The organism is Paenibacillus sp. ICGEB2008, from assembly GCF_000307675.1.
Classification (GTDB): Bacteria; Bacillota; Bacilli; order Paenibacillales; family Paenibacillaceae; genus Paenibacillus; species Paenibacillus polymyxa.
Window position 1 is genome coordinate 71,791 of sequence record NZ_AMQU01000010.1, and the last position, 25,128, is coordinate 96,918.

Annotated in this window: 28 protein-coding genes, 2 rRNA genes, 1 pseudogene and 1 riboswitch; of the genes and pseudogenes, 3 read left to right on the forward strand and 28 right to left on the reverse strand. The window is 45.8% G+C overall.

The annotated features are described in order from the left end of the window. Positions 1-93: 93 nt before the first annotated feature. Together C400_RS0111400 and pth are read right to left on the reverse strand one after the other, a co-directional pair. A complete protein-coding gene (locus C400_RS0111400) occupies positions 94-324 on the reverse strand; it encodes an anti-sigma-F factor Fin family protein (RefSeq protein ID WP_007428020.1) in 231 nt (76 codons plus the stop codon). Positions 325-410: 86 nt separating this feature from the next. After that, the gene (gene pth, locus C400_RS0111405; protein ID WP_016818918.1) at positions 411-971 is read right to left on the reverse strand and encodes an aminoacyl-tRNA hydrolase; all 561 of its coding nucleotides are present in this window, start codon (positions 969-971) and stop codon (positions 411-413) included. 74 nt (positions 972-1,045) lie between these two features. On the opposite strand from pth, the gene C400_RS28575 reads away from it, so the two are divergent. Then, positions 1,046-1,246 (forward strand): hypothetical protein, encoded by a 201-nt coding sequence (locus tag C400_RS28575; RefSeq protein ID WP_013368676.1) that lies wholly within the window; start codon positions 1,046-1,048, stop codon positions 1,244-1,246. Positions 1,247-1,314: 68 nt separating this feature from the next. Here C400_RS28575 and C400_RS0111415 read toward each other — a convergent pair whose 3' ends face one another. The 13 genes from C400_RS0111415 to C400_RS0111475 form a co-directional block, all read right to left on the reverse strand. Then, positions 1,315-2,268 (reverse strand): ribose-phosphate diphosphokinase, encoded by a 954-nt coding sequence (locus tag C400_RS0111415; protein ID WP_013308125.1) that lies wholly within the window; start codon positions 2,266-2,268, stop codon positions 1,315-1,317. Positions 2,269-2,327: 59 nt separating this feature from the next. Next, positions 2,328-3,725 (reverse strand): bifunctional UDP-N-acetylglucosamine diphosphorylase/glucosamine-1-phosphate N-acetyltransferase GlmU, encoded by a 1,398-nt coding sequence (gene glmU / locus C400_RS0111420; RefSeq protein WP_017427063.1) that lies wholly within the window; start codon positions 3,723-3,725, stop codon positions 2,328-2,330. A gap of 345 nt (positions 3,726-4,070) precedes the next feature. Beyond that, positions 4,071-4,358, reverse strand: a complete 288-nt coding sequence (gene spoVG, locus C400_RS0111425) for a septation regulator SpoVG (protein ID WP_007428016.1) — start codon at positions 4,356-4,358, stop codon at positions 4,071-4,073. Positions 4,359-4,521: 163 nt separating this feature from the next. Then, positions 4,522-5,361 carry a pur operon repressor gene (purR, locus tag C400_RS0111430; RefSeq protein WP_013368673.1) on the reverse strand — a complete coding sequence of 280 codons (840 nt, stop codon included), beginning with the start codon at positions 5,359-5,361 and terminating at the stop codon, positions 4,522-4,524. A gap of 181 nt (positions 5,362-5,542) precedes the next feature. Then, positions 5,543-6,397: a 4-(cytidine 5'-diphospho)-2-C-methyl-D-erythritol kinase gene (gene ispE, locus C400_RS0111435; RefSeq protein ID WP_017427065.1), complete on the reverse strand. Its 855-nt coding sequence runs from the start codon at positions 6,395-6,397 to the stop codon at positions 5,543-5,545. A 144-nt stretch (positions 6,398-6,541) separates the two neighbouring features. Next, entirely contained in the window at positions 6,542-6,721 is a 180-nt protein-coding gene (locus C400_RS0111440) for a small, acid-soluble spore protein, alpha/beta type (protein ID WP_007428013.1), read from the reverse strand. Positions 6,722-6,886: 165 nt separating this feature from the next. Further along, complete coding sequence (gene veg / locus C400_RS0111445; RefSeq protein WP_013308120.1) at positions 6,887-7,168, reverse strand: biofilm formation stimulator Veg; 282 nt, start codon at positions 7,166-7,168, stop codon at positions 6,887-6,889. Between the two features lie 199 nt (positions 7,169-7,367). Beyond that, on the reverse strand, positions 7,368-8,264 hold the full coding sequence (gene yabG, locus C400_RS0111450; RefSeq protein WP_014599339.1) for a sporulation peptidase YabG: 897 nt from the start codon (positions 8,262-8,264) through the stop codon (positions 7,368-7,370). Between the two features lie 55 nt (positions 8,265-8,319). Beyond that, positions 8,320-9,204, reverse strand: a complete 885-nt coding sequence (gene rsmA, locus C400_RS0111455) for a 16S rRNA (adenine(1518)-N(6)/adenine(1519)-N(6))-dimethyltransferase RsmA (RefSeq protein WP_017427066.1) — start codon at positions 9,202-9,204, stop codon at positions 8,320-8,322. A 7-nt stretch (positions 9,205-9,211) separates the two neighbouring features. Further along, a complete protein-coding gene (rnmV, locus tag C400_RS0111460; protein ID WP_016818923.1) occupies positions 9,212-9,757 on the reverse strand; it encodes a ribonuclease M5 in 546 nt (181 codons plus the stop codon). Positions 9,758-9,903: 146 nt separating this feature from the next. After that, positions 9,904-11,052: a 3D domain-containing protein gene (locus C400_RS0111465; protein WP_017427067.1), complete on the reverse strand. Its 1,149-nt coding sequence runs from the start codon at positions 11,050-11,052 to the stop codon at positions 9,904-9,906. A gap of 271 nt (positions 11,053-11,323) precedes the next feature. Next, a riboswitch (cyclic di-AMP (ydaO/yuaA leader) is annotated at positions 11,324-11,603 on the reverse strand. 200 nt (positions 11,604-11,803) lie between these two features. Then, entirely contained in the window at positions 11,804-12,574 is a 771-nt protein-coding gene (locus C400_RS0111470) for a TatD family hydrolase (protein ID WP_016818925.1), read from the reverse strand. 42 nt (positions 12,575-12,616) lie between these two features. Beyond that, positions 12,617-13,900: an HD domain-containing protein gene (locus C400_RS0111475; protein WP_017427068.1), complete on the reverse strand. Its 1,284-nt coding sequence runs from the start codon at positions 13,898-13,900 to the stop codon at positions 12,617-12,619. Between the two features lie 331 nt (positions 13,901-14,231). Here C400_RS0111475 and C400_RS0111480 point away from each other — a divergent pair, with 331 nt between their 5' ends. Next, a complete protein-coding gene (locus C400_RS0111480; protein ID WP_007428005.1) occupies positions 14,232-14,486 on the forward strand; it encodes an AbrB/MazE/SpoVT family DNA-binding domain-containing protein in 255 nt (84 codons plus the stop codon). 124 nt (positions 14,487-14,610) lie between these two features. Here the strand turns inward: C400_RS0111480 and rsmI are convergent, their stop codons facing one another. The 10 genes and pseudogenes from rsmI to C400_RS0111530 all read right to left on the reverse strand — a co-directional run bounded on the left by rsmI (position 14,611) and on the right by C400_RS0111530 (position 22,630). Next, positions 14,611-15,492, reverse strand: a complete 882-nt coding sequence (gene rsmI, locus C400_RS0111485) for a 16S rRNA (cytidine(1402)-2'-O)-methyltransferase (protein ID WP_016818927.1) — start codon at positions 15,490-15,492, stop codon at positions 14,611-14,613. Next, complete coding sequence (locus C400_RS0111490; RefSeq protein WP_016818928.1) at positions 15,489-16,247, reverse strand: tRNA1(Val) (adenine(37)-N6)-methyltransferase; 759 nt, start codon at positions 16,245-16,247, stop codon at positions 15,489-15,491. Before C400_RS0111490 ends, rsmI begins: the two co-directional genes overlap by 4 nt. A gap of 88 nt (positions 16,248-16,335) precedes the next feature. Beyond that, positions 16,336-16,710 carry a DNA replication initiation control protein YabA gene (gene yabA / locus C400_RS0111495; RefSeq protein ID WP_016818929.1) on the reverse strand — a complete coding sequence of 125 codons (375 nt, stop codon included), beginning with the start codon at positions 16,708-16,710 and terminating at the stop codon, positions 16,336-16,338. 27 nt (positions 16,711-16,737) lie between these two features. Then, positions 16,738-17,538, reverse strand: coding sequence for a PSP1 domain-containing protein (locus C400_RS0111500; protein ID WP_013368662.1), 801 nt, complete (start codon positions 17,536-17,538; stop codon positions 16,738-16,740). A 138-nt stretch (positions 17,539-17,676) separates the two neighbouring features. Then, a pseudogene (gene holB, locus C400_RS0111505) lies at positions 17,677-18,673 on the reverse strand (DNA polymerase III subunit delta'). Between the two features lie 248 nt (positions 18,674-18,921). Then, on the reverse strand, positions 18,922-19,365 hold the full coding sequence (locus tag C400_RS0111510; protein WP_013368659.1) for a YaaR family protein: 444 nt from the start codon (positions 19,363-19,365) through the stop codon (positions 18,922-18,924). A gap of 197 nt (positions 19,366-19,562) precedes the next feature. Then, positions 19,563-19,892: a cyclic-di-AMP receptor gene (locus C400_RS0111515; RefSeq protein WP_007427998.1), complete on the reverse strand. Its 330-nt coding sequence runs from the start codon at positions 19,890-19,892 to the stop codon at positions 19,563-19,565. Between the two features lie 74 nt (positions 19,893-19,966). Next, complete coding sequence (tmk, locus tag C400_RS0111520; RefSeq protein WP_017427070.1) at positions 19,967-20,614, reverse strand: dTMP kinase; 648 nt, start codon at positions 20,612-20,614, stop codon at positions 19,967-19,969. A gap of 103 nt (positions 20,615-20,717) precedes the next feature. Further along, positions 20,718-22,301: an aminotransferase class I/II-fold pyridoxal phosphate-dependent enzyme gene (locus C400_RS0111525; protein ID WP_017427071.1), complete on the reverse strand. Its 1,584-nt coding sequence runs from the start codon at positions 22,299-22,301 to the stop codon at positions 20,718-20,720. A gap of 143 nt (positions 22,302-22,444) precedes the next feature. After that, positions 22,445-22,630 carry a sigma factor G inhibitor Gin gene (locus C400_RS0111530; RefSeq protein ID WP_016818933.1) on the reverse strand — a complete coding sequence of 62 codons (186 nt, stop codon included), beginning with the start codon at positions 22,628-22,630 and terminating at the stop codon, positions 22,445-22,447. A gap of 400 nt (positions 22,631-23,030) precedes the next feature. Here C400_RS0111530 and C400_RS0111535 point away from each other — a divergent pair, with 400 nt between their 5' ends. Beyond that, positions 23,031-23,558 carry a hypothetical protein gene (locus tag C400_RS0111535; protein WP_016818935.1) on the forward strand — a complete coding sequence of 176 codons (528 nt, stop codon included), beginning with the start codon at positions 23,031-23,033 and terminating at the stop codon, positions 23,556-23,558. A 372-nt stretch (positions 23,559-23,930) separates the two neighbouring features. Here C400_RS0111535 and C400_RS0111540 read toward each other — a convergent pair whose 3' ends face one another. From C400_RS0111540 to C400_RS0111550, 3 genes are all read right to left on the reverse strand, one after another. After that, positions 23,931-24,350: a hypothetical protein gene (locus C400_RS0111540; RefSeq protein WP_013368653.1), complete on the reverse strand. Its 420-nt coding sequence runs from the start codon at positions 24,348-24,350 to the stop codon at positions 23,931-23,933. A 235-nt stretch (positions 24,351-24,585) separates the two neighbouring features. Further along, a 5S ribosomal RNA gene (rrf, locus tag C400_RS0111545) occupies positions 24,586-24,702 on the reverse strand. A 144-nt stretch (positions 24,703-24,846) separates the two neighbouring features. Next, positions 24,847-25,128 (reverse strand): 23S ribosomal RNA (locus C400_RS0111550); the annotation flags it as partial.

The following is a 25,128-nucleotide window of genomic DNA, read 5'->3' on the forward strand; positions in this document are numbered from 1 at the left end:
CGAAAAAGAAGCCTCAGCAATGCTGCCAAGGCTCCATAAGCGGAATTGCCGCTTCACCTCTCAAGCTGGTACATCAGACCAGTTGAATACCTGTTATTGGAGCGGGTTTACGAGCAGACTCAGCTCCGGATTATTCTCCAGCGCCTGACTGCAATGCTCGCAAATAACCTTAACGGTCACCTCACCACCCGAATTATACGCTATTATATCTCTACGTTCAGCAGGGGTCAAGGAATGGAAGCCCAACCTTTCTTCGGTTATTGCAGCGGAGTCAATTCGCCCTAAGAAAGTTCGACAATGTCTGCATACATAATTAACAACCATGTAATGTATATGCCTCCTGAAAGTTTTCTATACCTTTCAGTATGTCCAACAATCTTCCATTTAAGCCCGTCTACCTACGTCAGAACTTACTTGTTGAATTCAGCCATCGTCCGCTCAAACGGATGATTCAGACTGTATTCTAAAGCGTTGCACGTATCTTCTATCATTCCGGTCAATAGTTCCTTTTCCTTCTTTGGAAAGGTGCCCAAAACATAATCGACAATAGCATGTCCAGGCTCTGGGCGGGAAATGCCCATGCGAATCCGGTTGAAGGATTGCGTCCCTGTATGCTGAATGATCGATTTAATACCATTATGACCGCCTGCGCTACCTTGATAACGCAGTCTTATTTTACCGACCTCTGTATCCAGATCATCGTAAACGACAATCAGATCTTCCATATCGGCCTTATAGTAGTCCATGTATGCACGTAGAGACTCGCCTGAGAGATTCATATATGTCATAGGCTTAATCAATACCGTTTTCACGCCACCAATGTGACCCTCACCAATCAACGCCTTACATTTGCTTTGGGTAATCTGGATATTATGGCGTGAGGCAAGTGCATCTAAGGCCATAAATCCGACATTATGTCTCGTTTTCTCGTATTGGGGACCGGGGTTGCCCAATCCTACAATCCACTTCATTAGCCTTGACACCTCTTTCGAAGTCTTGATTTTTTGGTAAAATAGTTTTAGTGAACAGGAAGGTGCGTGCCGATATGCTCAATCAAGGTGATATCCTCTTATATGACAGCCATTTTCTATATCATTTAAAACATTCCGTTCCTGTCCAAATTTATGACGGGAATGTACATGTTCAAATTGGCATCGTTGCGCGTTTTAATGAGCATTTCGTCGAAATCGAGGACACACTATACAATCGTCAACGCTTCACATTCATATCTCGGCCAGGCTTTTAGCCTGACATGCTGATAGGGGTTACCTTTTCCATATGGAAAAAGCAACCCCTTTTTTAATGAGCCAGCGCTTATTCGATTTCAAACAGTTTGCTGATCGACAATTCTTCATGCACACGGATGATGGCTTCTCCCATTAATGGAGCCACAGACAGTACCTTCAGCTTGCTTGTCGGATTTGGGTGAACGATCGGGATCGTATCCGTCACAACCACCTCTTTTAATGGCGAATTCTCCAGTCTTTCCATCGCAGGACCGGACAGCACGGCATGTGTACAACATGCATACACATCTTTTACGCCGCCTTCTTTAAGCGCATTTGCACCCAATACAATCGTTCCGGCTGTATCAATGATATCATCAATTAAAATAGCCGTCTTACCCTCAATGTTCCCGATGATATTCATCACTTCACTGACATTTGGCTCTGGACGACGCTTATCAATAATAGCGAGCGGCGCACTCAGGAAGTCCGCCAGCTTGCGCGCACGAACAACCCCACCATGATCGGGTGAAACGACAATCGGGTTCTCAATTTGCTTGGAACGGAAATATTGGGCCAGAATTGGCGCTCCCAGCATATGATCAACTGGAATATCAAAGAATCCCTGAATCTGCATCGCATGCAAATCCATACTGATTACGCGGTGAGCCCCTGCCTTTTCAATCAAGTTAGCGACAAGTTTCGCCGTGATTGGATCACGCGAACGAGCCTTACGATCCTGACGAGCATAACCGTAATATGGCATAACAACATTGATACTTTTGGCAGAAGCGCGTTTAAGTGCATCAATCATAACCAATAACTCCATCAAGTTGTCGTTAACTGGCAGACAAGTGGACTGTACAATATACACATGGCAGCCGCGAACACTTTCCGACAGCTTAACCTGAATTTCACCGTCACTAAACGATGTGGTATGGGATTCCCCCATTGGGATTCCGATGTAGTCCGCAATCTGGTGGGCTAACTTCGGATTGGAGTTACAAGTAAATATTTTGAGTTTGGAATCGCAATAAGTCATTAATAGAAACCCTCCGTGCTGGTTCATTCATTACAGATTCAACAGCTTGCTGATTAAGGTCATTCCGATCTTTTTTTCTTTGCTTTGGCACGCGCGCGGATTCTGTCCGCATATCCGGCTTTGTTCTCTTGACGTGGTCTGGCAATGGCCAGGTCGTTATCAGGGACAGCATGTGTTACAGTGGAGCCTGCGACAACATAAGCACCTTTTCCAATCTTAATCGGGGCGATCAGATTCACATTGCTGCCAATAAAGGCATCGTCTTCAATTTCTGTAATGGATTTATTATATCCATCATAATTAACCGTTATTGCCCCGCAGCCAATATTTACGTTTGTACCCACCTTGGCATCACCGACATAGCTCAAATGAGACACCTTGGAATGATCTCCAATGGTCGCATTTTTCACCTCTACAAAATCACCAATCTTCACATGTTCGCCAAGCTTCGCGCCTGGACGTAGATAAGCAAACGGACCTACAGATGTACTGCTTCCCACTTCCGCTTCGTTCAACACCGAATGTTTCACTGTTGCCCCTGAGTGGATAACCGTATTCTGGATCTCTGCCTGCGGACCAATCACACAATCTTCTCCGATTTGTGTTTGACCATGCAGCCATGTATTTGGGTACAATACTGTATCGGAACCAATGACAACATCGCTCCCGATGTAGGTAGAAGACGGATCAATGACGGTGACACCATTCAGCATATGTTTGCGAACAATACGCTCGCGCATATAACCTTCAGCAACCGACAAAGCAACTCTGTCGTTTACACCGATAGATTCCGACACGTCATTGGTCAAATACGCCTCAACCTGCTCACCTTCGCCATGCAAAATACCAATGACATCGGTCAGGTAGTATTCCTGCTGTGCATTGGTGTTCGTTACCTTGTCCAGCGCTGCAAATAACTTGGCATTGTCAAAGCAATACGTGCCTGTGTTAATCTCACAGACAGCATCTTCCTCAGGTGAACAATCCTTCTGTTCCACGATCTTAAGCACGGCCCCGGAAGTATCACGGATAACTCGTCCATATCCTTTCGGGTTGTCCAACTCAGCGGTCAGAATTGTTGCTGCCGCTCCGCGGCTTTCGTGCAGTTGCACCAAACCTTCCAGCGTTTCCGCTGTGATCAACGGAGTATCTCCACAAATGACAATTGTGGTGCCCTGTTCCTGGCCGAGCAGGTCCTTGGCTTGCTTGACAGCATGGCCCGTTCCCAGCTGCTCTGCCTGAAGCGCATATTCTGCCGACGGTCCCAAATAAGACTGTACCGCCTCTGCTCCGTGACCCACGACGACTACACTTCGGGACACACCGATTTCACGAACCGTGTCGAGCACATGTCCGACCATCGGTTTTCCGCACACCGGATGCAGAACTTTATATAATTTGGATTTCATACGTTTTCCCTGCCCTGCGGCAAGAATGACTGCCAACCTTTCCAACAAGTCCAACCTCCTATCCTGAAAATAACAGTTACCCCTTGGCTAAAACGTTAATTCCCAGATCAGATTTTGCTTAACTTTTCACAATCCTCCTGAAAAATAACGGCGAACCTTTGGTTAATGGCTATTTTTTCAGGCCAGCTTGTGCTGGACGTTCATCCCCGGGACGCATCGCTGCCTAGTCCCTGTCTTATGAAAAAGCCGCTTCGGCAGCCCGGATGGCTCCAAGTTGCCTTAAAACTGACTGTTAACTCACTAAAGAATATATCTCATTCCAGACAAAAAGAAAAGAGAGCCACAGTTAGTGGCTCTCTTTTTCTTTTGTACCCCAATCCTGCTTTAGGCGAATTAAGCGCCTTCTTCAATAGCAACTTCTTCATCAACAGCTGCACGTTCGTACTCAGTCAATACAGCAGCTTGAATCTTTTCACGAGTTCCTGAAGATATCGGGTGAGCGATATCGCGAAACTCTCCGTCAGGGGTTCGTTTGCTTGGCATAGCTACGAACATCCCGTTGTTACCGTCGATAACTCGGATGTCATGAACAACAAACTCGTTATCAATTGTAATGGATGCAATCGCCTTCATTCTTCCTTCTGAGTTCACTCGGCGGAGTCTAACATCCGTAATCTGCATGTGTGTTTCACCACCTTTTTCCAAATAGGACTTGGTGTATACATTCCACACAGCATTTCGAATTCCTTCTTTTTTTGGACAATTCGTATCCTAAATTCAGGTAATTTTTTTGAAAAGATTTCTTTTCGACATATTTAGGTATTTTATGATGAATTGTGACAATTTACTGCCCTGTTAACTCATCAAAATAATTACCCAGCTTGACTGTAATTTGCTTGCTTCGAGAATCGACTGCGGTCAGATTTGCCAGTGAAATATAATCGTGCAACAGGCGCTCTTCGTTCTCCACCTCGCCCGACTCTACCAGAACACCGACACCAGCTACCTCAGCATCAAACTCTGCTAACAAGTCGACCATTCCTTGTATCGTGCCGCCAGCCTTCATAAAATCATCTACGATGAGCACACGCGATTTCTCACGCATTGCACGTCTGGATAAAGACATCGTATGCAGGCTCTTTTGTGATCCAGAAACATAATTAATACTTACAGCTGAGCCTTCTGTCACCTGATGGTCACGTCGTACAAGCACGACTGGCAAATTAAGCTGTGCTCCGGTTGCATATGCGAGCGGAATGCCCTTCGTCTCTACAGTCATAACCACATCAATCTGACGATCGGCAAAAGCGGTCGCAAATATTTTACCTGCTTCGTTCATCATCGCTGGTTGGCCCAGCAAATCGGATAAATATAGGTACCCTCCCGGTAATATACGATCAGGCTGCTCCAGTTGCGCGCACAAGTCATTCGCAAACGCAAGCGCATGCTGCTTGGAGAGCCGTGGGATCAACTTGACGCCCCCTGCTGCTCCCGCCAGTGTCAGAAGCTCGCCAGTACCCTCATCCTCAAATACTTCTTTGATAATAGCTAGATCCTCGCTTATCGACGACTTAGCTGCCCCGTATCGATCTGCAAAATGAGTAAGAGGCACCAATGTATGCGGCCGTGACAACAAAAATTGTGTCATTTCCACCAATCGTGAGCTTCTTTTAAGTTTTTTCACAACAATTCCTCGCGATCTATTCTCCTGCCGCCCGCTTCGTACAATAAAGCACCGGCGGACTGGCCGGTTGCTGGCGGAATGTAAGTGATATAGTAAAATCCGAATATTTAATAGTAAATATATCATCTTCGTACGTATTTGTACAACAATTACCACTATAATATGAAGAAAATATCTAAAATCAGGTCAAAAGTCGTACTGCGTATACATCTTTACAAAAGCCTCTTAGTCCGTTATAGATCCGTGGCACTTTGGCTTCCTTAGATACCAACCCGAACACTGTAGGTCCACTGCCTGACATCAGCACGCCATCTGCTCCTAAACGGATCATGGAGTTTTTAAGATGCACCACTTCTGGATACAGCTTTAATGTCACATCCTCCAGTACATTACCCAGGGCGTTGCATACATCGGTAAAAGAAGCGTTACGAATCGCCTGTTCCATCTGCCGGGCAGACGGGTGGTGCGTAATCTGATCCGCTTTGACACGAGCATACACTTCAGCCGTCGAAACATTAATCGGCGGCTTGGCGAGGATCACCCAGCATTGTGGCGGATTCGGCAGTGGCTTGAGCAGTTCTCCGCGCCCGCTCGCTAAAGCTGTGCCCCCTGTAATGCAGAAAGGTACGTCTGAACCCAATTCAGCACCCAGTACCCTTAATTCCGCATCCGAGATACCGAGTTTCCACAGCTTGTTCAGTCCACGCAATGCTGCAGCAGCATCGCTGCTTCCGCCTGCTAATCCTGCAGCCACCGGGATATGCTTATCCAGATGGATATGGACGCCTGTAGACACGTTATAACGTTCTTTGATCAGACGCGCAGCCTGAAAAGCCAAGTTCTTTTCATCCAATGGTATGTACCCGGCTTGACTAGAAATGATAATGGTATCACGCGGTAACTCGGACATCGTCAATCGGTCGGATAGATCAACCATAGTCATGATCATTTCGACCTCGTGATAACCATCATCCCGCTTACGTAGAACATCAAGCATTAAGTTAATTTTCGCCGGTGCTTTTTCATATATTTTCAAGGCGTTCACCCACCTTCAACTTTTCCCTCAAGACAGCTTAACATATTATATCAGACTCAGCCTGTCAAGTCATGAGGTTCAAAAAAGCGGAGATGCCCCGGTATGACCCCGGATATCCCCGCTTTTCATCAGCACCACCGAGAGCTACGATTTGCGAGAAGCCGCCTGCTCCGCAAGCTGAATGGCCCGCTTGACCATATTGCCCGCATCCTTGGCTTTAATGCCTCCCCAGCCTTCTTCCTTGACCGTGTCGTAAAACCCAAGATCTTTGGCCAGTTCGTACTTTAGCTCTTCCGACATAACACTCCGTCTTCTTCGGCTCATGCATACGCCTCCTTCGGCAATGGAATAAGGAAGATCATTCCCGCCTTAGTATGTGCAGAGATATCATGCTTCATCCTGCTCTGTAAATACAAAACGACCCCGCCATTAAAAATGACGAGGTCGCCGTTAAACCTGCAAAGCTGGTATAAATCACGTAAAAAAGAATTAAGGTGTTTCGAAATATTCGACTACACTTGTGTGAGAGTCGGGATCATATACACTGACCTCCACCGACTCGGTAAGAATGTCAGCATAGCTGTAGGAGACACGTTTAAACGTCTGTTGCTCCTGATCCAGCTTGACGATAAAAACAGAAGGGTACGTTTCTTCCAAGACACCAGTTCGTTCGACGGTCTTACGGCGTCCGCCGTTAGCCCGCAGCAAAATCTTTTGCCCTACATGTGCGTCGAGACTGCGTTTGATTTCCAACAGCGTATTTTTAGCCATTGCCTAACGACCACCTCTTTCCTTGTCCATTATAACGAATTTTAGAGGGATTGTCAAATCAAGCTAAATATTATAACAACACGAAAAATAAGTTGTCAATTTAATTTTTTGCGAACAGGAATAATATACATAAAAAATGACAAAAAGCCTCTAAAAAGAGGCTTTTGTTCAGATAAATCCTATCATACACATTTGAATGTCAGATCGCTGAAGGCGTTACTTTAAGCGTTGACAAATTTTCAAGCTTCGGCAAACCGATGCGGTAGCTTCCCCTTGTTTCAATTCCACCCACTCCGCGGCTGCCACTGATGGTCTGGTGAAACAAGTCTCCCATATTGACCGTATCACGGATTGAAGTAAATGCGGCCTTGGCAGCCACGTAAACGGGGTCCAGAGCGTGAATCAAGATACGCCCTGGGGAACTGGCAAAGTTGGCTCCCGCACGTAGCAGCGCCTCAAAATGGGACTGGCACGCACCCGCTACAATTGTCAGTGAATCCAGATGACGCTCATATTGTCTCGCTACCTGAATCGCTGCCACAAAATTTTGCGAATTCTTGTAGCTTTTCAAGCTGTACAAATCATAAGGCTGCGGTTGCTTTAGCACACCGTCATGTCCAGTGATGACTACAATATCAGGACGAATGCGGGGAAGCAGTCGGTATAACGTATCCGCCATTGCCGATTCGTGAACGTGATGTCCCTCTGCGGGAACACGGAGCTGTTCATATAGACTGAGACATTTCCTTAAATAGCCAGGGTCTCCATCCAGATGAAGAACCTTTCCTGGCATTTCAAAATACGTTGACTCCACCGGATCACTCCACTCTCCAATCAGAGCCGCCTGGCTACGGGCAGCTTGCTGCTGGCGTGCCCGTTGCAAAAGATTAAGAGACTCCCCGGCCTTAATGTGGGCCTGTTGAGTCTTACCGCTAATCTGGTCTGCCGGCACTCTGACCAGATCGTTCACCGGGGAATCGGCCAGTAGCCGAAATTCCGTCCCCTTAATGATCGCTTTATCCCGCTGGATGTCCTCAACGCGAAACGTGACATCACCGCCGTACGATTTCCGAACGACCAAGTCTCCTAAACTCATCACACTGTATCACCCCTCCTATATCGTATGGGTGAATGCACAGTTTGGTTCCAATTTAGGATATTCCAGCCTCTAACAGCACGGCGCTGAGACGCGCAAATTCCTCGATACTCAGCGTTTCCCCTCGACGGGAAGGCTCAATACCAGCTTGTTGCAACAGCGGCTCCAGCGTGTCCCTGTTCTCTTTAGTGAAGAAGCGGCTTTTTAGGTTATTTGAAATGGTTTTACGACGTTGGGCAAAGGCGGCATGAACCACTTCAAAGAAATGCTTCTCGTTCACCACTTCCACCGGAGGAACTTCTCGTACACGCAGCCGAATAACTGCCGAATCAACATTCGGCTGAGGAATAAATACTGTATTCGGCACCGTACAGACTAACTCAGGCTCGCTGTAATATTGCACGGCTATGCTTAAGCTGCCGTAATCCTTCGTACCAGGAGACGCAGCCATGCGCTCAGCCACCTCCTTTTGAATCATAACGACGATATTCTCCAAAGGAAGCTTGTCCTCCAGTAGACGCATCAGAATCGGTGTAGTGACGTAATACGGCAGATTAGCGACGACACTCACTTTGCTCACGTCTGCAAAATCGACTGCGAACACCTCACGCAAATCCAGCTTCAATACGTCTCCATGACGAACCTTTACGTGATTGTAAGGGGCCAGCACTTCTTCAAGAATGGGCAGCAGCCGCTGATCAATCTCGACAGCGGTAACTGCCTTAGCCGATTGCGCCAATTTTTCAGTCAAAGCTCCAATCCCCGGACCGATCTCAAGCGCACCCTTTGTATCATCCAAACCGGCAGCATTTACGATCTTGCTCAGAATATTTTGATCAATCAAAAAGTTTTGTCCCAAGCTCTTTTTGAACGAAAAACCGTGCTTTTGAATAATTTCCTTCGTACGCCGCGGTGTTGCTATATCTTGAATCCCTGTCATACGGATATCACAATCCTTCACTTTCGATTTGTGCCAGCGCACTGGCAAATTCCTCACGGCTGATCTGAAATACAGAGAGCCGCTTATGTAGCTGCTTTCCGTTACAATAGCCAATACCCAGTACATTCCCCAAGGCCATACGGCGTGCAGCAGCATTGGGATGGGTAATAAGTCCAGCGTCAATCAGGTCCGCCCATTCAATCAGCGGTTCGGCACCTTCCACTGTCGTATGTACCCGCGCGAGAGCGTGTCTGATGGCTTCCGGCGAGGCATTCTCTACGCCAATATCCCCTTTGCGCGTCGCCTCTGCCTCAGGTATAAAAGCCTGCTTGCAGCCGGGTACCTTGGAGGCGATGATTTTACGGATACGCTCCCCTGCATGATCGGGATCAGTTAAAATAATGACCCCCCGCCGTTCCTGCGCCAATGCAATTTTCCGCAGCGTCATTTTATTAATGGCTGAACCGCCAGTTTCTATCGTATCTGCTTCGACAGCACGGCGAATGGCTACCGTATCATCCCGGCCTTCCACCACGATCACTTCCTTGATCATCTTCGTTTCCCTCCACTGCTACACAGCAACATATATTTATCTTTCCCTGCTTTTGAAAACAAAATAAGAAGAGGGTATCCTCTTCTTAGCATGGCATAACTATGTTGTTAATACTATCGCATTGTCCTCAACATACACAACCTGTTTTAGTTGATTTCCGGCTTTACAGGTCCGATAACATATACGGTTTTACCGTGCTTACGACCAAATTGGTTGGCCCGGCTCAAACTCTCATAATACACATCGATTTTGTGGCCTTTAATCGCGCCACCGGTATCCTCCGCACGGCGGAAGCCCACCCCTTCAATATACACCCACCACCCGATTGGAATTACACTCGGATCGACAGCGATGGTGCGTCCTTCCGTGACACGTGTGCCGGAGGCGGTACGTGTACCGATACCTGGCTCCTGTGCGGAATACGCCGTCATGGAGACGTTTTGTAAAACTTTTTTATAATTAAAATTAATACCTGCTTTACGGACAGCACTGCCCGAACTAACCTTTGTAGCCTTAACTGCATCTTTAGGGCCGATGGAAGCAGCTAGAACGACCGGTTTTTTCTTCGTTCCTACCGCAATTACCTTATCCACACGATTCTGTGCGACTTCCTTGTTGACCAGCTGTTTGGATACCAATTTTCCATCATGGTATACCTTTTGAACATGCTGGACTACCACACCCGATTTGCCACTTTGAATGACTCGATTATCGCCTTTATAGAGACTTGGATCTGCCGTTTTGATGACCTGATAAGGCACTTGTTTTTTCTGTTCGACCTGCTGTTTCTTCACACGGACGATTTTTATGTCCATGTTAGCTGAAACAGAGGCATCCAACGCAGGGTAAACTTTATCCGTTGATGATAATTTATAGCCCGAAGTGCGAATGGCACCCTCTACTGTATTTTCTGTTGTGTACAGCTTTTTCGTCTTATTGCCTGAGGATACTTTAACCTGATTGGCACGTTTAATGACTACGCGATCCCCATCCTGTACTGCTCCATTTAGCGGCATGGAAATTGTATCATGCGGCTGAAGTGAAATAGAATGCTCATTGAGCAAATCTTGGAGCTTGGATTCCCGGGTTTCTACTGCAGATGCCTTACCATCGATGACAAAAAAGACTTGTTTTTTAGATTGCGTGTACATCAGAATTGAAATCATAATCGTTAGTGCGATTAGAAAAATAGCAACCAAAGCAGCCTGGCGCACATTCTCTTGCTTCCAACGTAATACGTAAGACATGCTGGATGAGCGTGACTCATGGGTCTCCTCTTTTCGGAAAATGCCCATTTCCTCCGTCCTCCTTACATAGCCCGCCGTCTGGAGTAAGACATAGTTGATCGTTGACGTGACTATAACAGATTTTCTACAAGACAAGCCCGTACTGCGACTGTCCTGCACCATGTACCCGTCTTCGCGGCATGCTGTCCTCCCCTGTTTAACCACAGTATGATGACAGATTTTCTTTTATTCACAACAAAAAAAGCCAAAGAAAGAGACTAGAGAGCTCTTTCGTGGCTTCCGACATGTGTGAATATGCGGGAAAACTCATGCACGAGATGGCTTCTCTCTTGTTACGCTTACGGGGTTAGCTGTCGGGTTCGGACGTAGAGAGTCGCCCTAGCTTAGGTCAACCGCTCATGGCGGTCGCCTTCACATTCACCCCGAAGACCCAGAAAGAAATCGAAATACGGCTTCTCTACCTGTTCATCCCATTCGGGAAATGAATTTCGGTTGAGCCGGCTGCTGAAGAGACATTCTCTCTTGCACATACGCCGGACGTACTGTAAGCCATATCGGTTCCCCCGTTCCCTGCAAAAGGGACTCAGCGAGACTGGTTCATGAAATGATTTGTTGATGTTTACACTCAACAACAATTCACTGAAAAGATGATATCCTGTTTACATGCATGTTGTAAAGCAGGTTTCAAGTACATTTTTTAAAATATTCGGTTAAAAAATTGTAATATTCTTGAGTTTCCTGCAACAAAATCATAATTAGCTCCGTCTATCTCTTTATTTTGATTGATTTCTTCGCTTTTTCACTGAATGTCAAATCGTTCCAAAGCATTTTGGGTCGTAATGGATACCAATTCCTCCACCGTAATTCCCTTAATTTGGGCGGCTGCCTCTGCCACCAATCTCACATGGGCCGACTCATTTCGCTTCCCGCGAAACGGATGAGGCGTCAAGTATGGCGCGTCCGTTTCAATCAGCAGACGATCCAGCGGAACCTGGGCCAGTACCTCTTTTGGCTGCTTGGCATTTTTGAACGTTATGGGCCCGCCAAAGGAAAGGTGAAAGCCCATATCCAGCACCATTTTAGCGGTCTCCCAGCTCCCAGAAAAGGAGTGCATGACTCCGCCAATCTCGCTCGCCTTTTCCTCACGTAAAATTCTCACAATATCTTCATGTGCATCCCGGTTATGGATAACAATTGGCATGTTGAGCTCACGTGCCAGACCAATTTGGTTTCGAAGCACCCGCTGCTGTACATCCTTTGGTGATGTATCCCAATAGTAATCCAGACCGATCTCTCCGATCGCTACAACCTTTTTATGACTGCATAACGATGCAATCCATTCTAAATCCCCCTCCTGCATTGTAATAGCATCCTGCGGATGCCATCCAACGGCCGCATAAATAAAATCATACGTCTCAGCCAGCTTCATGGTGGATGGAATGGTCTCACGATTAAATCCGATATTGATCATCCGTGTTACTCCTGATTCGACAGCACGTGCTATAACTTCTTCACGGTCTTCGTCAAATTGTGGGGCATCCAGGTGAGTATGAGTGTCGAATAAATCCAAGGTTTTCATCTCCTTTTTTTACTTACATTTCTATATATTTGTCTATTGTTTGACAAAATAATTCCTTATTTCGGCAGGAAGCCTGTCTTTTACCCCATTCAATTTATTTTGGGGAAAATACATGTGATATTTTCCTCGGTGAATGCCACTTATTGAGCGCACAATTTCCGAAACTTCGGATATTTCCCGCACCTCGCCCTGACGTCCAAGCAGTAAAATCTGGTTGTCCGTTGAGCCGCCCTGCCGAAACACATCATAAGGAAGATCTGTTGGAAAATCAATTTCAAGATCATATTCAGGATGCAATCCAGCCTCTTTCAAAGCCTCTCGAATATGGTCAACGGTATCTGTATCCATATTTTCAATCTCTACATATTTATACAATCTACGATCCATAAAACGGCTACTCAAATCACTTAAAATTTCATCCTTTTCTCGTTTCCATTGGCTAAATACCGTCTGAATCAAGGACTCATCCAGCATCAAATACTGCTCCACTGTTAGTTCTCCTTTTAACAGATCGGGCAGCGGATCAAGCAGAAAACCAAATTCATATCCGTTTTTGAACAATTCCTTTGCTCTCTTAAAAATTTTACGTAACAGGATTTCCGAGCTGCGTGTTACAGGATGGAAATAAATTTGCCAGTACATCTGATAGCGTGACATTAGATAATCCTCTACAGCATGCATACCCGACTCTTTTACGACAATTCTCCCATTATGAGGACGCAACAAACGTAAAATACGATCCAAATCAATCGTTCCGTAGTTAACACCTGTCGAATGAGCATCCCGCAACAAATAATCCATACGGTCAGCATCGAGCGGACTTGTTACCAGGTTGACAACAATCGGCTTATCATACGTTTTGGCTATAACCGCCGCGACTTTGTGGGGCAGCATCTCATCCACTTGCCGTAGCACAGCGTTAATCTTCGTGTCCCCCAGTACAATGCGGCATGTCCAATCCTCATGGTTCATATGAAAGGCTTCTTCAATGGAATGAGAAAATGGACCGTGCCCCACATCGTGCAACAAAGCAGCACACAGAGCAACCAGTCTTTCTTCCTTTGGCCAGTCGGGAAAGTCTCCACGTTCAAATTGGGAAATGATGCGTCTCGTAATCTCGTATACGCCCAGTGAATGTGAAAACCGGCTATGCTCCGCTCCATGAAACGTAAGATAAGATGTGCCTAACTGCCGAATGCGTCGTAAACGTTGGAACTCCGGCGTATTGATCAATCGCCATATCGCAGTATCCTGAACATGGATGTAATTATGTACCGGGTCCTTAAAAACTTTTTCTTCACTGAGTGGCTGGTGCAAGATATCAGCTCCTTTAATATTCGGAATAATGGATTAAAATACAATAAAATCCTAAACGCCCTCCCTTATTCGACATTATTTGTCGTAATATGTCGAATTATCACTTTTCGACATTTCCAAATCGACACACAAGACAAATCATCCGTAAAATAAGGTAATTCACATGAATAAAGCTCTTTGTTCTAAATACTTTTGCATAATTAGGCTGTTACTACTTTTTTAAGGTTGACTGTTTTGGGAATCGTTGGTATAGTAAATATCAGAAAAGAGAAAATTTTGTCGAATGATGACACTTATATTATTTTAAACGGCGAGAGGAGCCTGATTTATTATGATGAAATCCACTGGTATTGTAAGAAAAGTTGACGAGCTCGGACGTGTTGTTATTCCAATCGAATTGCGCCGTACCCTGGGAATCGGAGAGAAAGACGCTTTGGAAATTTACGTTGATGGTGAGCGCATCATGCTTAAAAAATACGAGCCTGCTTGTATCTTCTGCGGCAATGCTGAGAACGTAATTTACTTTAAAGGGAAAATTGTTTGCCAAGATTGCATTTCCGAAATCCCAACACCTGTGACAAACTGAGAATTTTAGTATATAATAGACTTATCAGAGATTGTTAATTCTAACCTTTTTCATATATACTCCTTGTTGCCTTCCACGGTTTGAACCCAACCGTTGGAAGGCCCTTTTTTGTTTACACACGTACTCATAAAAGTGCGTTGTATACATCCCTCTTGGAAATTGAACGGTCTGTAGCTGTACGCTTCATGGCATCCTTGCGCGTAAGCCCCTCTGACTCGTAATGCGCGACGTGAGACTCCAAAGATAAGTCCTGCCACCATGCCTGACGCTCCTGTTCCTCTTCCTCTTCGTTTTTCCCCTCAACGACCAGACAATATTCACCAATCGGTGGATTCTCCTCTAGTTTTGCAAGACATTGTTCCACCGTTCCACGCACCCATTCCTCATGCAGCTTGGTCAGTTCACGGGCAAGTACTACGTTGCGTGATCCTAATGTTTCCTTTATTACTGTCAATGTCTTTACAATACGGTGGGGCGACTCATAAAAAAGAATCGTGCCATGGGATACCTGAAATGATTGTAACAACTTCTCTAGATCCTTTTTCTCCCTTGGTGGAAATCCAGCGAAGGTAAACCTCTCTGTATCCAGTCCTGAGGCAATTAAAGCGGATAGTGCAGCATTTGCCCCTGGGATAGGAATAACACTGATTTCTGCTTCAAGTGCCAGCTTGACCAGATCCGAACCAGGATCAGAAATGGCCGGTAGACCTGCATCGCTAACCAGTGCCAAATTTTTTCCTTCTATTATATAACGTATCAGCTCAGGCCCACTGGCAGCTTTATTATGTTCATGATAACTGAAGAGCATTTCCGGCGTGATGTCGAAATGTGTGAGCAATTTGCGTGTTTGCCTCGTATCCTCAGCAGCGATAATATTGCATGACTTTAGGGTGTTAATTGCCCTAAAGGTCATATCGTCCAGATTGCCAATCGGGGTAGCAACGAGATATAACTTTCCCCGTTCCTCTTCACGGTTACTAAAGCTTTTTTGTACAGCTGCTGTCACACTGAATCCCCCTTGCTTACTTCTCCATAGATTTCCCTTATTTCCTGAGTATAGTTCCCATCTTCCTGATATACAATGAGTGGGGGTAATAGACGAACTTCCGGTTTGCCGTCACGCATTGCTTCAACAAGTACCATATTTGCTTCCATATGAATCCGTGGGTGAACAAAACGTATCCGCTTGGGTTCCAGGCTATAACTGCGCATCAAGGATATAATCTCACCCAGGCGCTGTGGGCGATGAACCATCGATACTTTCCCCCCATTTCGGACAAGCCGAGAACATGCCTGGATGACTTCTTCCAGTGTACAGTTCACTTCATGACGAGCAATGGCCTGGTGAGGATTCAGCTTGATATCGCTACCATTTAGCGGCATATAGGGAGGATTCACGGTAATCGCATCATACACGCCATGTCCCGTGATTTGAACCAGCTCACGCAAGTCTCCTTCCCGAATCTCAATTGCAGATTCTAATCCATTCAAACTAACAGACCGTCTAGCCATATCTGCCAGGCGTGGTTGAATCTCAATTCCTTCAATAGATGCTTTGGTGCGTGTCGTCAACAGTATGGGAACAACCCCATTGCCCGTACACAAATCGAGAATCTTCCCACGCTGAAGCGGAATACCAGCAAACCGTGCCAGCAAGACCGCATCCATCGAAAAGCTGAACACTTCATCACTCTGAATAATACGCAGATTATGTGAAAGCAGATCATCAATTCGTTCAGACTTCTTTTCATTTTCGTACATAATGCTCTCCTATCCTATAACCTAAATCGCTTTTTACTCATACTTCCTTACAAAAAAGCCGTAGGCATCTTGCTCCTACGGCTTGTTTTTATTTATTCAAAAATGACAGACAGAAGAGGCAATCGCCTTCTGTTCGCAAATGTCCGTAATACACGTTGCATATATGAAATCCTTCATGATACAGCCTTGCCAGATTGTCGTAGCCTTCGCCCACGACCTCACCCGTCTCCTCTTCATTCTTAACGACAATCGGAGGAGGAAGCTTCGGCTTGCTTGCCGTCTTTTCTTCTCCAGAGGTTTCACGTTTGAGCATCTTGCGCACCTGTTCGTTTTCAATCGTTAGTCGTTGATTTTCCTCCAGCAGCTCTTTTACTGCCAGTTTCAATTCACCCAGATCGCTATGCAACTGTCCCATTTGGGTTTCCATTTCGTGAATACGCGCAAAAACATTTAATTTATCCAAGTTTCCACCCCGAAGCAACCTAATGGTTTACTTGACGACTACATCGTCCATTGGAAGTTCCTTGACCTTACTGATCTCAAACAGTTGAACATGTACCGTACGATGGCCTGCATTGACACCTACCACTTTCCCTTCTCCCAGAGAGGTGATAACCATCTTACCTACCTGAGGCAGCTCTTCCCGCATGCTCTCGTAGTTATCATGTTCAAATTTGAGACAGCACATCAATCTTCCGCACAACCCGGAAATTTTCGTCGGATTCAGTGACAAGCTCTGATCCTTCGCCATCTTAATAGATACCGGGTCAAAATCCCCCAGCCATGAGGAACAACACAGAATACGTCCGCAAGGTCCGATTCCACCAAGCATTTTAGCCTCATCCCGTACTCCGATCTGCCGCAGCTCAATTCGTGTACGAAAAATGCTGGCCAAATCCTTTACAAGCTCTCGAAAATCAACCCGACCCTCAGCCGTAAAATAAAAAATGATCTTATTGCGGTCAAATGTAAATTCCACATCTACCAGCTTCATTTTAAGGTTATGGTCTTTAATTTTATTTAAACACGTACCGAATGCATCCTTGGCCGCCAATTTATTCTCTTCTACAACAAGAGCGTCATCATCTCCGGCAATACGAATGACTTTTTTTAAGGGTAGGACAACATCCGAATCATTTACTTCTTTTTTGCCCACCACAACCTTGCCATATTCAATACCGCGAGCGGTCTCTACTATGACGCAGTTTTCTTTCTCCACTGGAAGGTCCAGCGGATCAAAATAATAAGTCTTGCCCGCCTTCTTGAAACGGACACCCACTACACTATACAAAAATTAACCCCCTTGTATGCCACTAAACCTCATTTGTAGCCGACATTGTAAGAATGGCCGCAATTGAAGTCTCACTGTCGCACAAACCGGGAACCTGGCGTCGCGGATTGTGCAGAGTGGAACAAGCGCGCCTTCCTGTTAGCCGGTGATAGAACCGCTTGTATCGGACAACCCAATCAGAAGCTGCTCCACGCATAATTGTCCGTTGACGTGAAAACGGAGCTTCTTCCTGCAATTCGCGGCCAAATCCATATAAGAGACCCATTGTTCCGTGCTGCGGGTGATTGCCAATTTGGAGACGGACTCCAAATGATCTATGAAAACAATGCTTTCGTGCCTTCCGTAACGGAAATGAAGCATATCTTTAAACCACAAATGAAACAGATGAAACAGAATATCCAGGTGTTCAGAAAGTCCAGTTTTAAAAATCTTCTGTTGAGCCAGAATAATCGACGAACTCCCCCGGCTCATGGACTCCTTCACTAATTGTAACACTACGTTTCTAATTTCTGCAAACCAATTCTGCTGGAGAATTTCTCTACATGATTCCAGTCCTGAAGCCATATGAACCACTGACCGGACAAGTCCTGCCGTATAGCCTTCCCCAATTAACACCTGCATCATCATTTCCGGCTGTAAAGCGTGGAAAGGCACCTGCTGTGTCCGCGATTGAATCGTAGGCAACAACGCCTGTCCATTCTCTGAAATGAGTATACCGACCACGGGAATCTGAGGCTCCTCCAAAAACTTAAGCAAGCTGTTAGCAGCTTGCACTGTCATGGTATCCGCCTGTCGAATGATATATACCTTCGGGTTGGAGCTTTCAGATTTGTATGAAAATATTCGTTGAAGCCCGCGAATCTGATCGATTTTAACCGTTGCTCCATCAGGCTCCACAATGTGCAAGTCCGGGTGATTCCCGTGCTCTACCTTGCGGCATGATAAGCACTCGCCACATGCATCATCCGTCTGTTTTTCACAGAATAAAGCCTTGGCAAAGGTCTGTGCCATGTTCATCTGTCCGCTTCCCTGCGGTCCGCTAAAAACATAAGCATGGCTGACTGTGTGATTTCGCAATGCACTTTGCAGCATTTTTTTTGGCTACATCCTGCCCCAATATATGTTGGAAAGACATATTTCCTCACTTTCTCCACTGAAAACAACGATGAATCATCAGCAAATCATTGTTTTCCCGGGCGAGTTTGTTGATGTTGTGATGCTCTCACCCTCAAATCATGGTTCTTCAGTATAGCTGTGCCGCTATTCGCATATTACGTTTGCCCACATGTACATAGTCAAAAATAATCTGCCAGCATGATCAGCAAGCAGATTATTTCTTCGTGGCAACAGCCCGTCTGTATTCATTTATAACATAAGACTGCATTAAAATGAGAGATTAATCAGCAAGCCTCTAATCTCACCGACTCCTTGCAAAAGCTCAATCTTCCCTTGCTCGGTATCGAGCAGCTCATCTGCCATTTTGAGCAATAGCTCATCCACTTCATCAATCAGCTTATAACGCTTGCTGCGTCCCCGACGATCCCATCCCTTTGTGTCCTTCATAGACACGCCCCGCCGAACCGTATCTTCCAAAAACCGTTTAACCAGCATCTTATAAGCCTTCAACTCACGAATCGTCATTGAGCGAGCAAGACGATCTCCCTGCATTTGAATTTCCTTAAAGCGCCGGTTCAATTCCTCCTTCGAAGCCTGCTCCCCATTTTGCTGCATAACATCGGAGAAGCTTTTCGGCTGAATTGGCTTGGCACTCGTTTCATTTGTAGACAATGTACTGTGTAAAGGGCGGTAGCCCGGATTTATTTTCATATAAACCTGCTTTCTCCCCGGATGCTTTCCTTTGCCTCAACGAACAGTTCAATAGAGAACTCGGGAGTCTCTTCGGCTTTCCGGGGGCTGCGCTGTAGCGCTGCCGTTTTAGTGGATCTGCTTCTCATTCTCATCGTATGAGCGAGAAACAGGCATTTCCACTATCATATCGGCAAAATAGGTTCTATTGTGTAGATTCAGAAATGCTCGAAACGGTCTACAGGCATCACGAAAACTGTCGCTCCACCCACCTGCACTTCAACAGGCAACGGCAGATAAGAGTCCGTCGTCCCACTCATAGGGGTGACGGGTGTGACCAGCTGTTCACGTACCTTGCAACTGCTGCGAATGACATTCATCAACGAGTCTACCTGATTGTCATCGACACCAATCATAAATGTCGTATTACCTGCACGCAGAAATCCCCCTGTGCTGGCCAATTTGGTAGCACGGAAATTAGCTTTCACCAGTCCGCTGGATAATCTATTACTGTCCTTATCCTGTACAATCGCAATAATCAGCTTCATCCTGTATTCCTCCTTCAAGTCATATTAGAGACAGCCTTGTCCCTAGCTCAATTTTACCGTATATCCTTCGACAATTATACGCTAAAATTCTGAATAAACCGCTTTTTCAGCAAATCCTTCAATACTTGCTCTACCTGTTCAGGTGCGGGAGAGGCATCCACAATCGTAATTCGTTCCGGAAATTCGCGAGCTAGCTCCAGATAAGCCTCTCGCACCTTATGGTGAAACGATATGCTTTCCATATCTAGGCGATCCATTTCCTCTCCTCGTGACGCATTGATTCTTGCCAATCCCAACTCGGGCTCAATATCCAGATAGAACGTGGCATCCGGCTCCCAATCATCCACCGCAAAGCGATTAATCGAAGCTACCTCTTCAATGCCAATGCCTCTTGCAAACCCTTGATAGACCAGGCTACTGTCCACAAAACGGTCACACAATACGATAGCTCCTTGCTCAATAGCCGGCTTTACCTTCTCCACCAAATGCTGGCGCCGCGCCGCCGCATATAAAAGCGCCTCTGTTCGGGCATCCATACTGGTATGAGCAGGGTCCAGAATGATAGAACGAATCTTTTCAGAAATTTCAATGCCGCCCGGTTCCCTCGTCGTGACGACTGGATAGCCTTCTTCCTCCATATACTTCGCCAGTCGTTGGATCATGGTTGTTTTACCGGAGCCGTCTCCCCCCTCCAGCGTAATAAAAATGCCTTTGCGATTCATGTTATTCCCTGCTTTCCTGCCTGAAAAATAAAAGTCATCCACAGGCTGCGTATGCTTCTTTTATCCAGTCTTCTGTATTTGTTAATTCTCTAGTATCTAATCTTTATTGTAAACGGAATACCCGAATCGTAAGCATACTTTCATCTGCTATCCCTTGCCATTTAGCTCCTAGCTCACGTAGACGAATCATCCGTAGAGCAATCACTTCTGTGATCATTTCCCCTGCATATAGCAGCGGGATACCTGGAGGATACGGGATAATCATTTCAGCAGCTATCCTGCCAGCTGATTCCTCCACAGGCACGATCTCCATCTGATCTGGATTAATCGGTTGAAGCCCAAACTGCACCGGACTGGAGTAAGCCTTCATTCCCTCATTGTTCCACGTGGAAAAATCCAATTCTAGTCTCTGCTGCTCTATCCCCGCTAACTCCGGCTTATCAGCCGTCCACTTAAACCTTATATCATTATTTATATGCACAAGAGCCTGCAACAGGTGACTCGCATCCCTAGCTGTAGAGCCTAACGTAAACAATAAGACCACATGCTTCTCATCGCTCATCTCTGAGATACACCGGTAAGTCTCCAACTCACGTTTTAACCCAAAGCCATCTAGTACACCCCATGTATCATATAGCACCATTTTAAAAGGGTCCTGAGTTGAGTAACCATCACTTCTCTTCTCGTCCCTTTCCAGGGCCTCAGAGATCCCCTTCTGAGCGCCACACTCTTCACTTACCTGCTGTGTAGGTTCTACCAAGCGAAAGCGTGGGAGCTGCGTCAGCCCCTTCCTAAAGGCGTCTGCTGCTGCTAGGCCCCCGGTAAAGGCATCCGTGCCATAAGCATCGATATACCATCTTGCCAAATCGAGCGAGGCCATTAATGGATACGAAGGGCTGGAGCTTTGCACCATAGCCAACCGCTGACGGAGCAGTTCCCGATGAATTCTCCGTCCTTGCACATGTAACATGGCTCCCATGGTCATAGCTGGAAGCATCTTATGTGTCGATTGGACAACTATATCAGCACCACAGGAAAGAGCAGAGACTGGCAAACGAGGATGCAGTCCATAATGAGCACCATGTGCCTCATCTACCATCAACGGCACATCGGCTGCATGACAAGCTTTAGCTGTAGCAGTCAGATCATGCCCCATCCCATAATAGTTAGGGAGCGTAAGTAATACTCCTTTAGCCAATGGATAGGCCTTGAGAGCAGCCTTTATTGTGTCTGTCGATGGAGCAACCGCCAGCCCGCTTAGTGTATCTATTTCCGGATCTAGAAATACGGCCTTGGCTCCCGATAACATGAGACCGTTCAGAACAGATTTGTGTACATTTCTCTGTACCAGTAGTACATCTCCCGGCTTCGTACATACGGTCAAAATCATGGCCAAATTACCGACCGTGCTGCCTCCAATAAGCCAAAAGCTCTCTTCTGCACCAAAGCACTTCGCAGCCAGCTCCTGACCTTCACGAATCACGTCTTCTGGGTGATGCAAATCATCCAGTCCGGTAATTTCAGTCGCATCAATAGACATCACCTCTTGCAACAGAGATGCCATTTCTTCATACCTATAGACTTGCCCGTTTTTATGACCGGGTACATGAAAAGAAGCGTTTCCCTGAGACCTGTAACGTATTAGAGCTTCCACTAATGGTGCATGAACCGCCTTTTTCCCCATCATTCTGCAATCCTTCCAAACAAAGCTTTATATCTACCCTATTTTATCGTAAAATCAAGCGGAATCCTACTTTTACTCACAGAAAAAAGGCCCGTATCGACAGACCTTGGAATGCCCATCCTTCAAACGCTAGCTAGCGAAGGATATTATGCATTTTTCTGAACCCAAATTTGCTTTAGTTGATCAATAAAAAAATGATATTTGGCGTCAGTTGCATCCGTGTGCACCATTTCGGCTTCACACGCATCACAGATAAACTCGGAAACGATAAAAATGCCTTCATGTTTGTGTTGTCCGCATATGATGCAGCGGTGGTCACCTTGATCATGCATATCCATCCCACCTTGTTTCTTTTACTATTAGTATGGGTCACTTTCTAGTATTTTAAACCTTTTCATAGCCCAATTCGACGATATACTCTATATATATTCCCCTTGGGCTATTATGGTGTTTGTACCCCGTATGTTTAAAAAAACAGCCGCATATGCCGATATAATAAGAAAAGCTTCTATGTATGGATGCCCTTTCATTGAAGCCTTTGCACACTTCATCAGTGAGAGCTTTTCCTGTAATTATAGAATAGGTTAGCTAACGCTAGATGTCGTTGCTCTATACTATTACAAAAAAATGATTGATGCTTATTAAAGCCGCATGAGCGAAGTACCGTCCCTTTTTCCGGCTGTGGACGGGAAGCCACTTGTGATGCAGTAGATTAATGAAAGGACTGTTCGCATGACAGAGGAAACCGGAACCAAAGCTACCTACTATCACTACAAGCTCATCAAAAAAATCAATATACCACGTCAGCTGATATGGAGTCACCTCACACTGCCTGTTATTATGCTTCTCTTTCTGCTTCTAGCCTTCTCCTGGACTAGTGTATTTTTGTTTGCTCTTGCCCTTTTCCTAACCTTATGGGTACACTTCGTAATCTCGCGATCTGTCCTATACATAGGTGGTGGGACAGCCTTCCGCAAACGCTGGGCGTTCCATCGCAGGTTGCCTTGGCTAGGCTATATGACAGACCAATACATAGGCTATAGGATTTTTCGTCGTGTGCACATACATACACTCTGGATTGGTATCTGCTTTTCAGCCGTATTCATTCTCTGGTCTCCGCCAGCCTTTACCGTATCCTTACTCTTCTGGCACCTATGGCTCATTGCACCGCGTTTATACGTCTTGAGTCGGCTTATAGGCGAAAGAAAAGACGGCATGTTGAAGTTCACCGATGAAGAAGCCTCCTACTATCAACAGTAAATCAATTCACTTCCCATCTGTACAGATCGAAACTTCAATTAATACATCCCCAACGCTTCAGCCTTAAAACAATAAAAAAGGAGCAACCCGGGTCGGGTTGCTCCTTTTTTATAATTTAGCAATTATATTCCCTTAGTTCTCTCATTAAATAACTTTACCCACATAGGATTTACCCACATTATCTATGTCATAAAAGTAGTAAACCGATCTATACACAAATATACAAAAGGAAGCCACTTTCTACACAACGGCAGTTTCAAGTGCTTCCCCATCTCATCATTCATCATTATACGCACAGCAACCAATACGCTATGAGTTAATTATGACCTTACAATACATCTTGTGTTGCACGCTTGAGTGAAAATCGCACTCTTAATTAAGGTCTACACTTTTACTCTTCACAGTAGCTTTTCTGTCTTTTGGAACCAATACGGTAAAAGAACCATCATGCACAGACAAATGCACCATGTGTTTATTTTTCTGGAACACCTTTTGATTCGAGGTAGATAAATTCGGTTCCTCAGTCCAGCCCCAGGCTGCAATCTCCTCCAGATAAGGAGCAGGTAGGCTATCGCTTTCCTTCAACGCTGGCAGTGCATAGCGTACATAGTCCATGTCCGAATTGCTGCTGGCCCGATCGGTTTTACTAGCTTCTTTGGGAACTGGAAACGTCTTCTCGTTAGCAGCACCCTCAAACGATGTCCAAGAAGGCTCCTCTTCCACGCACCCGGTAAGAATCGCGACAGCGACACTGAATAGCACCAATAGAGCAAGCCATTTATTTCGCCGCATGATCTTCCCTCCTTACCAGCCTGATTGACTATACAAAATCCTATAATGGAGTTTGCATAATTCTGCAATATAGCAGCGTATGTGTATGGGATTCAATACCTATATTATACAGGGTTTGCTCTTACATTCCGTAACAAAAATGTTACCTTCCTTTTGTAAGGATATTTCTAAATTACATCTATATGCAAAAAAGAGGACCATAATCTCAATAAGATCATGGTCCTCTTTACTTGTTGCTTGGCAACGTCCTACTCTCCCAGGACCCTGCGGTCCAAGTACCATCGGCGCTGGAGGGCTTAACGGTCGTGTTCGGGATGGGTACGTGTGGAACCCCTCCGCTATCGCCACCAAACATGAATTTGCCTTGCAAATTCTTTTCAGGAATCAGCATCGCCAAATGCTGTGTGTTAGCTCGTCTCATATAAGCTACTCGAACTTATACGATGTGATGCTTACACCCTGAAAACTGGATCCGAAACTCATTGCGTCTTATCTTTAGGATAAGCCCTCGACCGATTAGTATTGGTCAGCTCCATGCATTACTGCACTTCCACCCCCAACCTATCTACCTCGTCGTCTTCAAGGGGTCTTACATACTGGGAAATCTCATCTTGAGGGGGGCTTCACGCTTAGATGCTTTCAGCGCTTATCCCTTCCGTACATAGCTACCCAGCGGTGCTCCTGGCGGAACAACTGGTACACCAGCGGTACGTCCATCCCGGTCCTCTCGTACTAAGGACAGCTCCTCTCAAATTTCCTACGCCCACGACAGATAGGG

Bases quoted from the DNA above. Each gene is read 5' to 3' on its own strand.
- C400_RS0111400 (WP_007428020.1), bottom strand. From the start codon at position 324: ATGGTTGTTAATTATGTATGCAGACATTGTCGAACTTTCTTAGGGCGA.
- pth (WP_016818918.1), bottom strand. From the start codon at position 971: ATGAAGTGGATTGTAGGATTGGGCAACCCCGGTCCCCAATACGAGAAA.
- C400_RS28575 (WP_013368676.1), top strand. From the start codon at position 1,046: ATGCTCAATCAAGGTGATATCCTCTTATATGACAGCCATTTTCTATAT.
- C400_RS0111415 (WP_013308125.1), bottom strand. From the start codon at position 2,268: ATGACTTATTGCGATTCCAAACTCAAAATATTTACTTGTAACTCCAAT.
- spoVG (WP_007428016.1), bottom strand. From the start codon at position 4,358: ATGCAGATTACGGATGTTAGACTCCGCCGAGTGAACTCAGAAGGAAGA.
- C400_RS0111440 (WP_007428013.1), bottom strand. From the start codon at position 6,721: ATGAGCCGAAGAAGACGGAGTGTTATGTCGGAAGAGCTAAAGTACGAA.
- veg (WP_013308120.1), bottom strand. From the start codon at position 7,168: ATGGCTAAAAATACGCTGTTGGAAATCAAACGCAGTCTCGACGCACAT.
- yabG (WP_014599339.1), bottom strand. From the start codon at position 8,264: ATGAGTTTAGGAGACTTGGTCGTTCGGAAATCGTACGGCGGTGATGTC.
- rsmA (WP_017427066.1), bottom strand. From the start codon at position 9,204: ATGACAGGGATTCAAGATATAGCAACACCGCGGCGTACGAAGGAAATT.
- rnmV (WP_016818923.1), bottom strand. From the start codon at position 9,757: ATGATCAAGGAAGTGATCGTGGTGGAAGGCCGGGATGATACGGTAGCC.
- C400_RS0111465 (WP_017427067.1), bottom strand. From the start codon at position 11,052: ATGGGCATTTTCCGAAAAGAGGAGACCCATGAGTCACGCTCATCCAGC.
- C400_RS0111480 (WP_007428005.1), top strand. From the start codon at position 14,232: ATGATGAAATCCACTGGTATTGTAAGAAAAGTTGACGAGCTCGGACGT.
- C400_RS0111490 (WP_016818928.1), bottom strand. From the start codon at position 16,247: ATGTACGAAAATGAAAAGAAGTCTGAACGAATTGATGATCTGCTTTCA.
- C400_RS0111510 (WP_013368659.1), bottom strand. From the start codon at position 19,365: ATGAAAATAAATCCGGGCTACCGCCCTTTACACAGTACATTGTCTACA.
- C400_RS0111515 (WP_007427998.1), bottom strand. From the start codon at position 19,892: ATGAAGCTGATTATTGCGATTGTACAGGATAAGGACAGTAATAGATTA.
- tmk (WP_017427070.1), bottom strand. From the start codon at position 20,614: ATGAATCGCAAAGGCATTTTTATTACGCTGGAGGGGGGAGACGGCTCC.
- C400_RS0111525 (WP_017427071.1), bottom strand. From the start codon at position 22,301: ATGATGGGGAAAAAGGCGGTTCATGCACCATTAGTGGAAGCTCTAATA.
- C400_RS0111530 (WP_016818933.1), bottom strand. From the start codon at position 22,630: ATGCATGATCAAGGTGACCACCGCTGCATCATATGCGGACAACACAAA.
- C400_RS0111535 (WP_016818935.1), top strand. From the start codon at position 23,031: ATGACAGAGGAAACCGGAACCAAAGCTACCTACTATCACTACAAGCTC.
- C400_RS0111540 (WP_013368653.1), bottom strand. From the start codon at position 24,350: ATGCGGCGAAATAAATGGCTTGCTCTATTGGTGCTATTCAGTGTCGCT.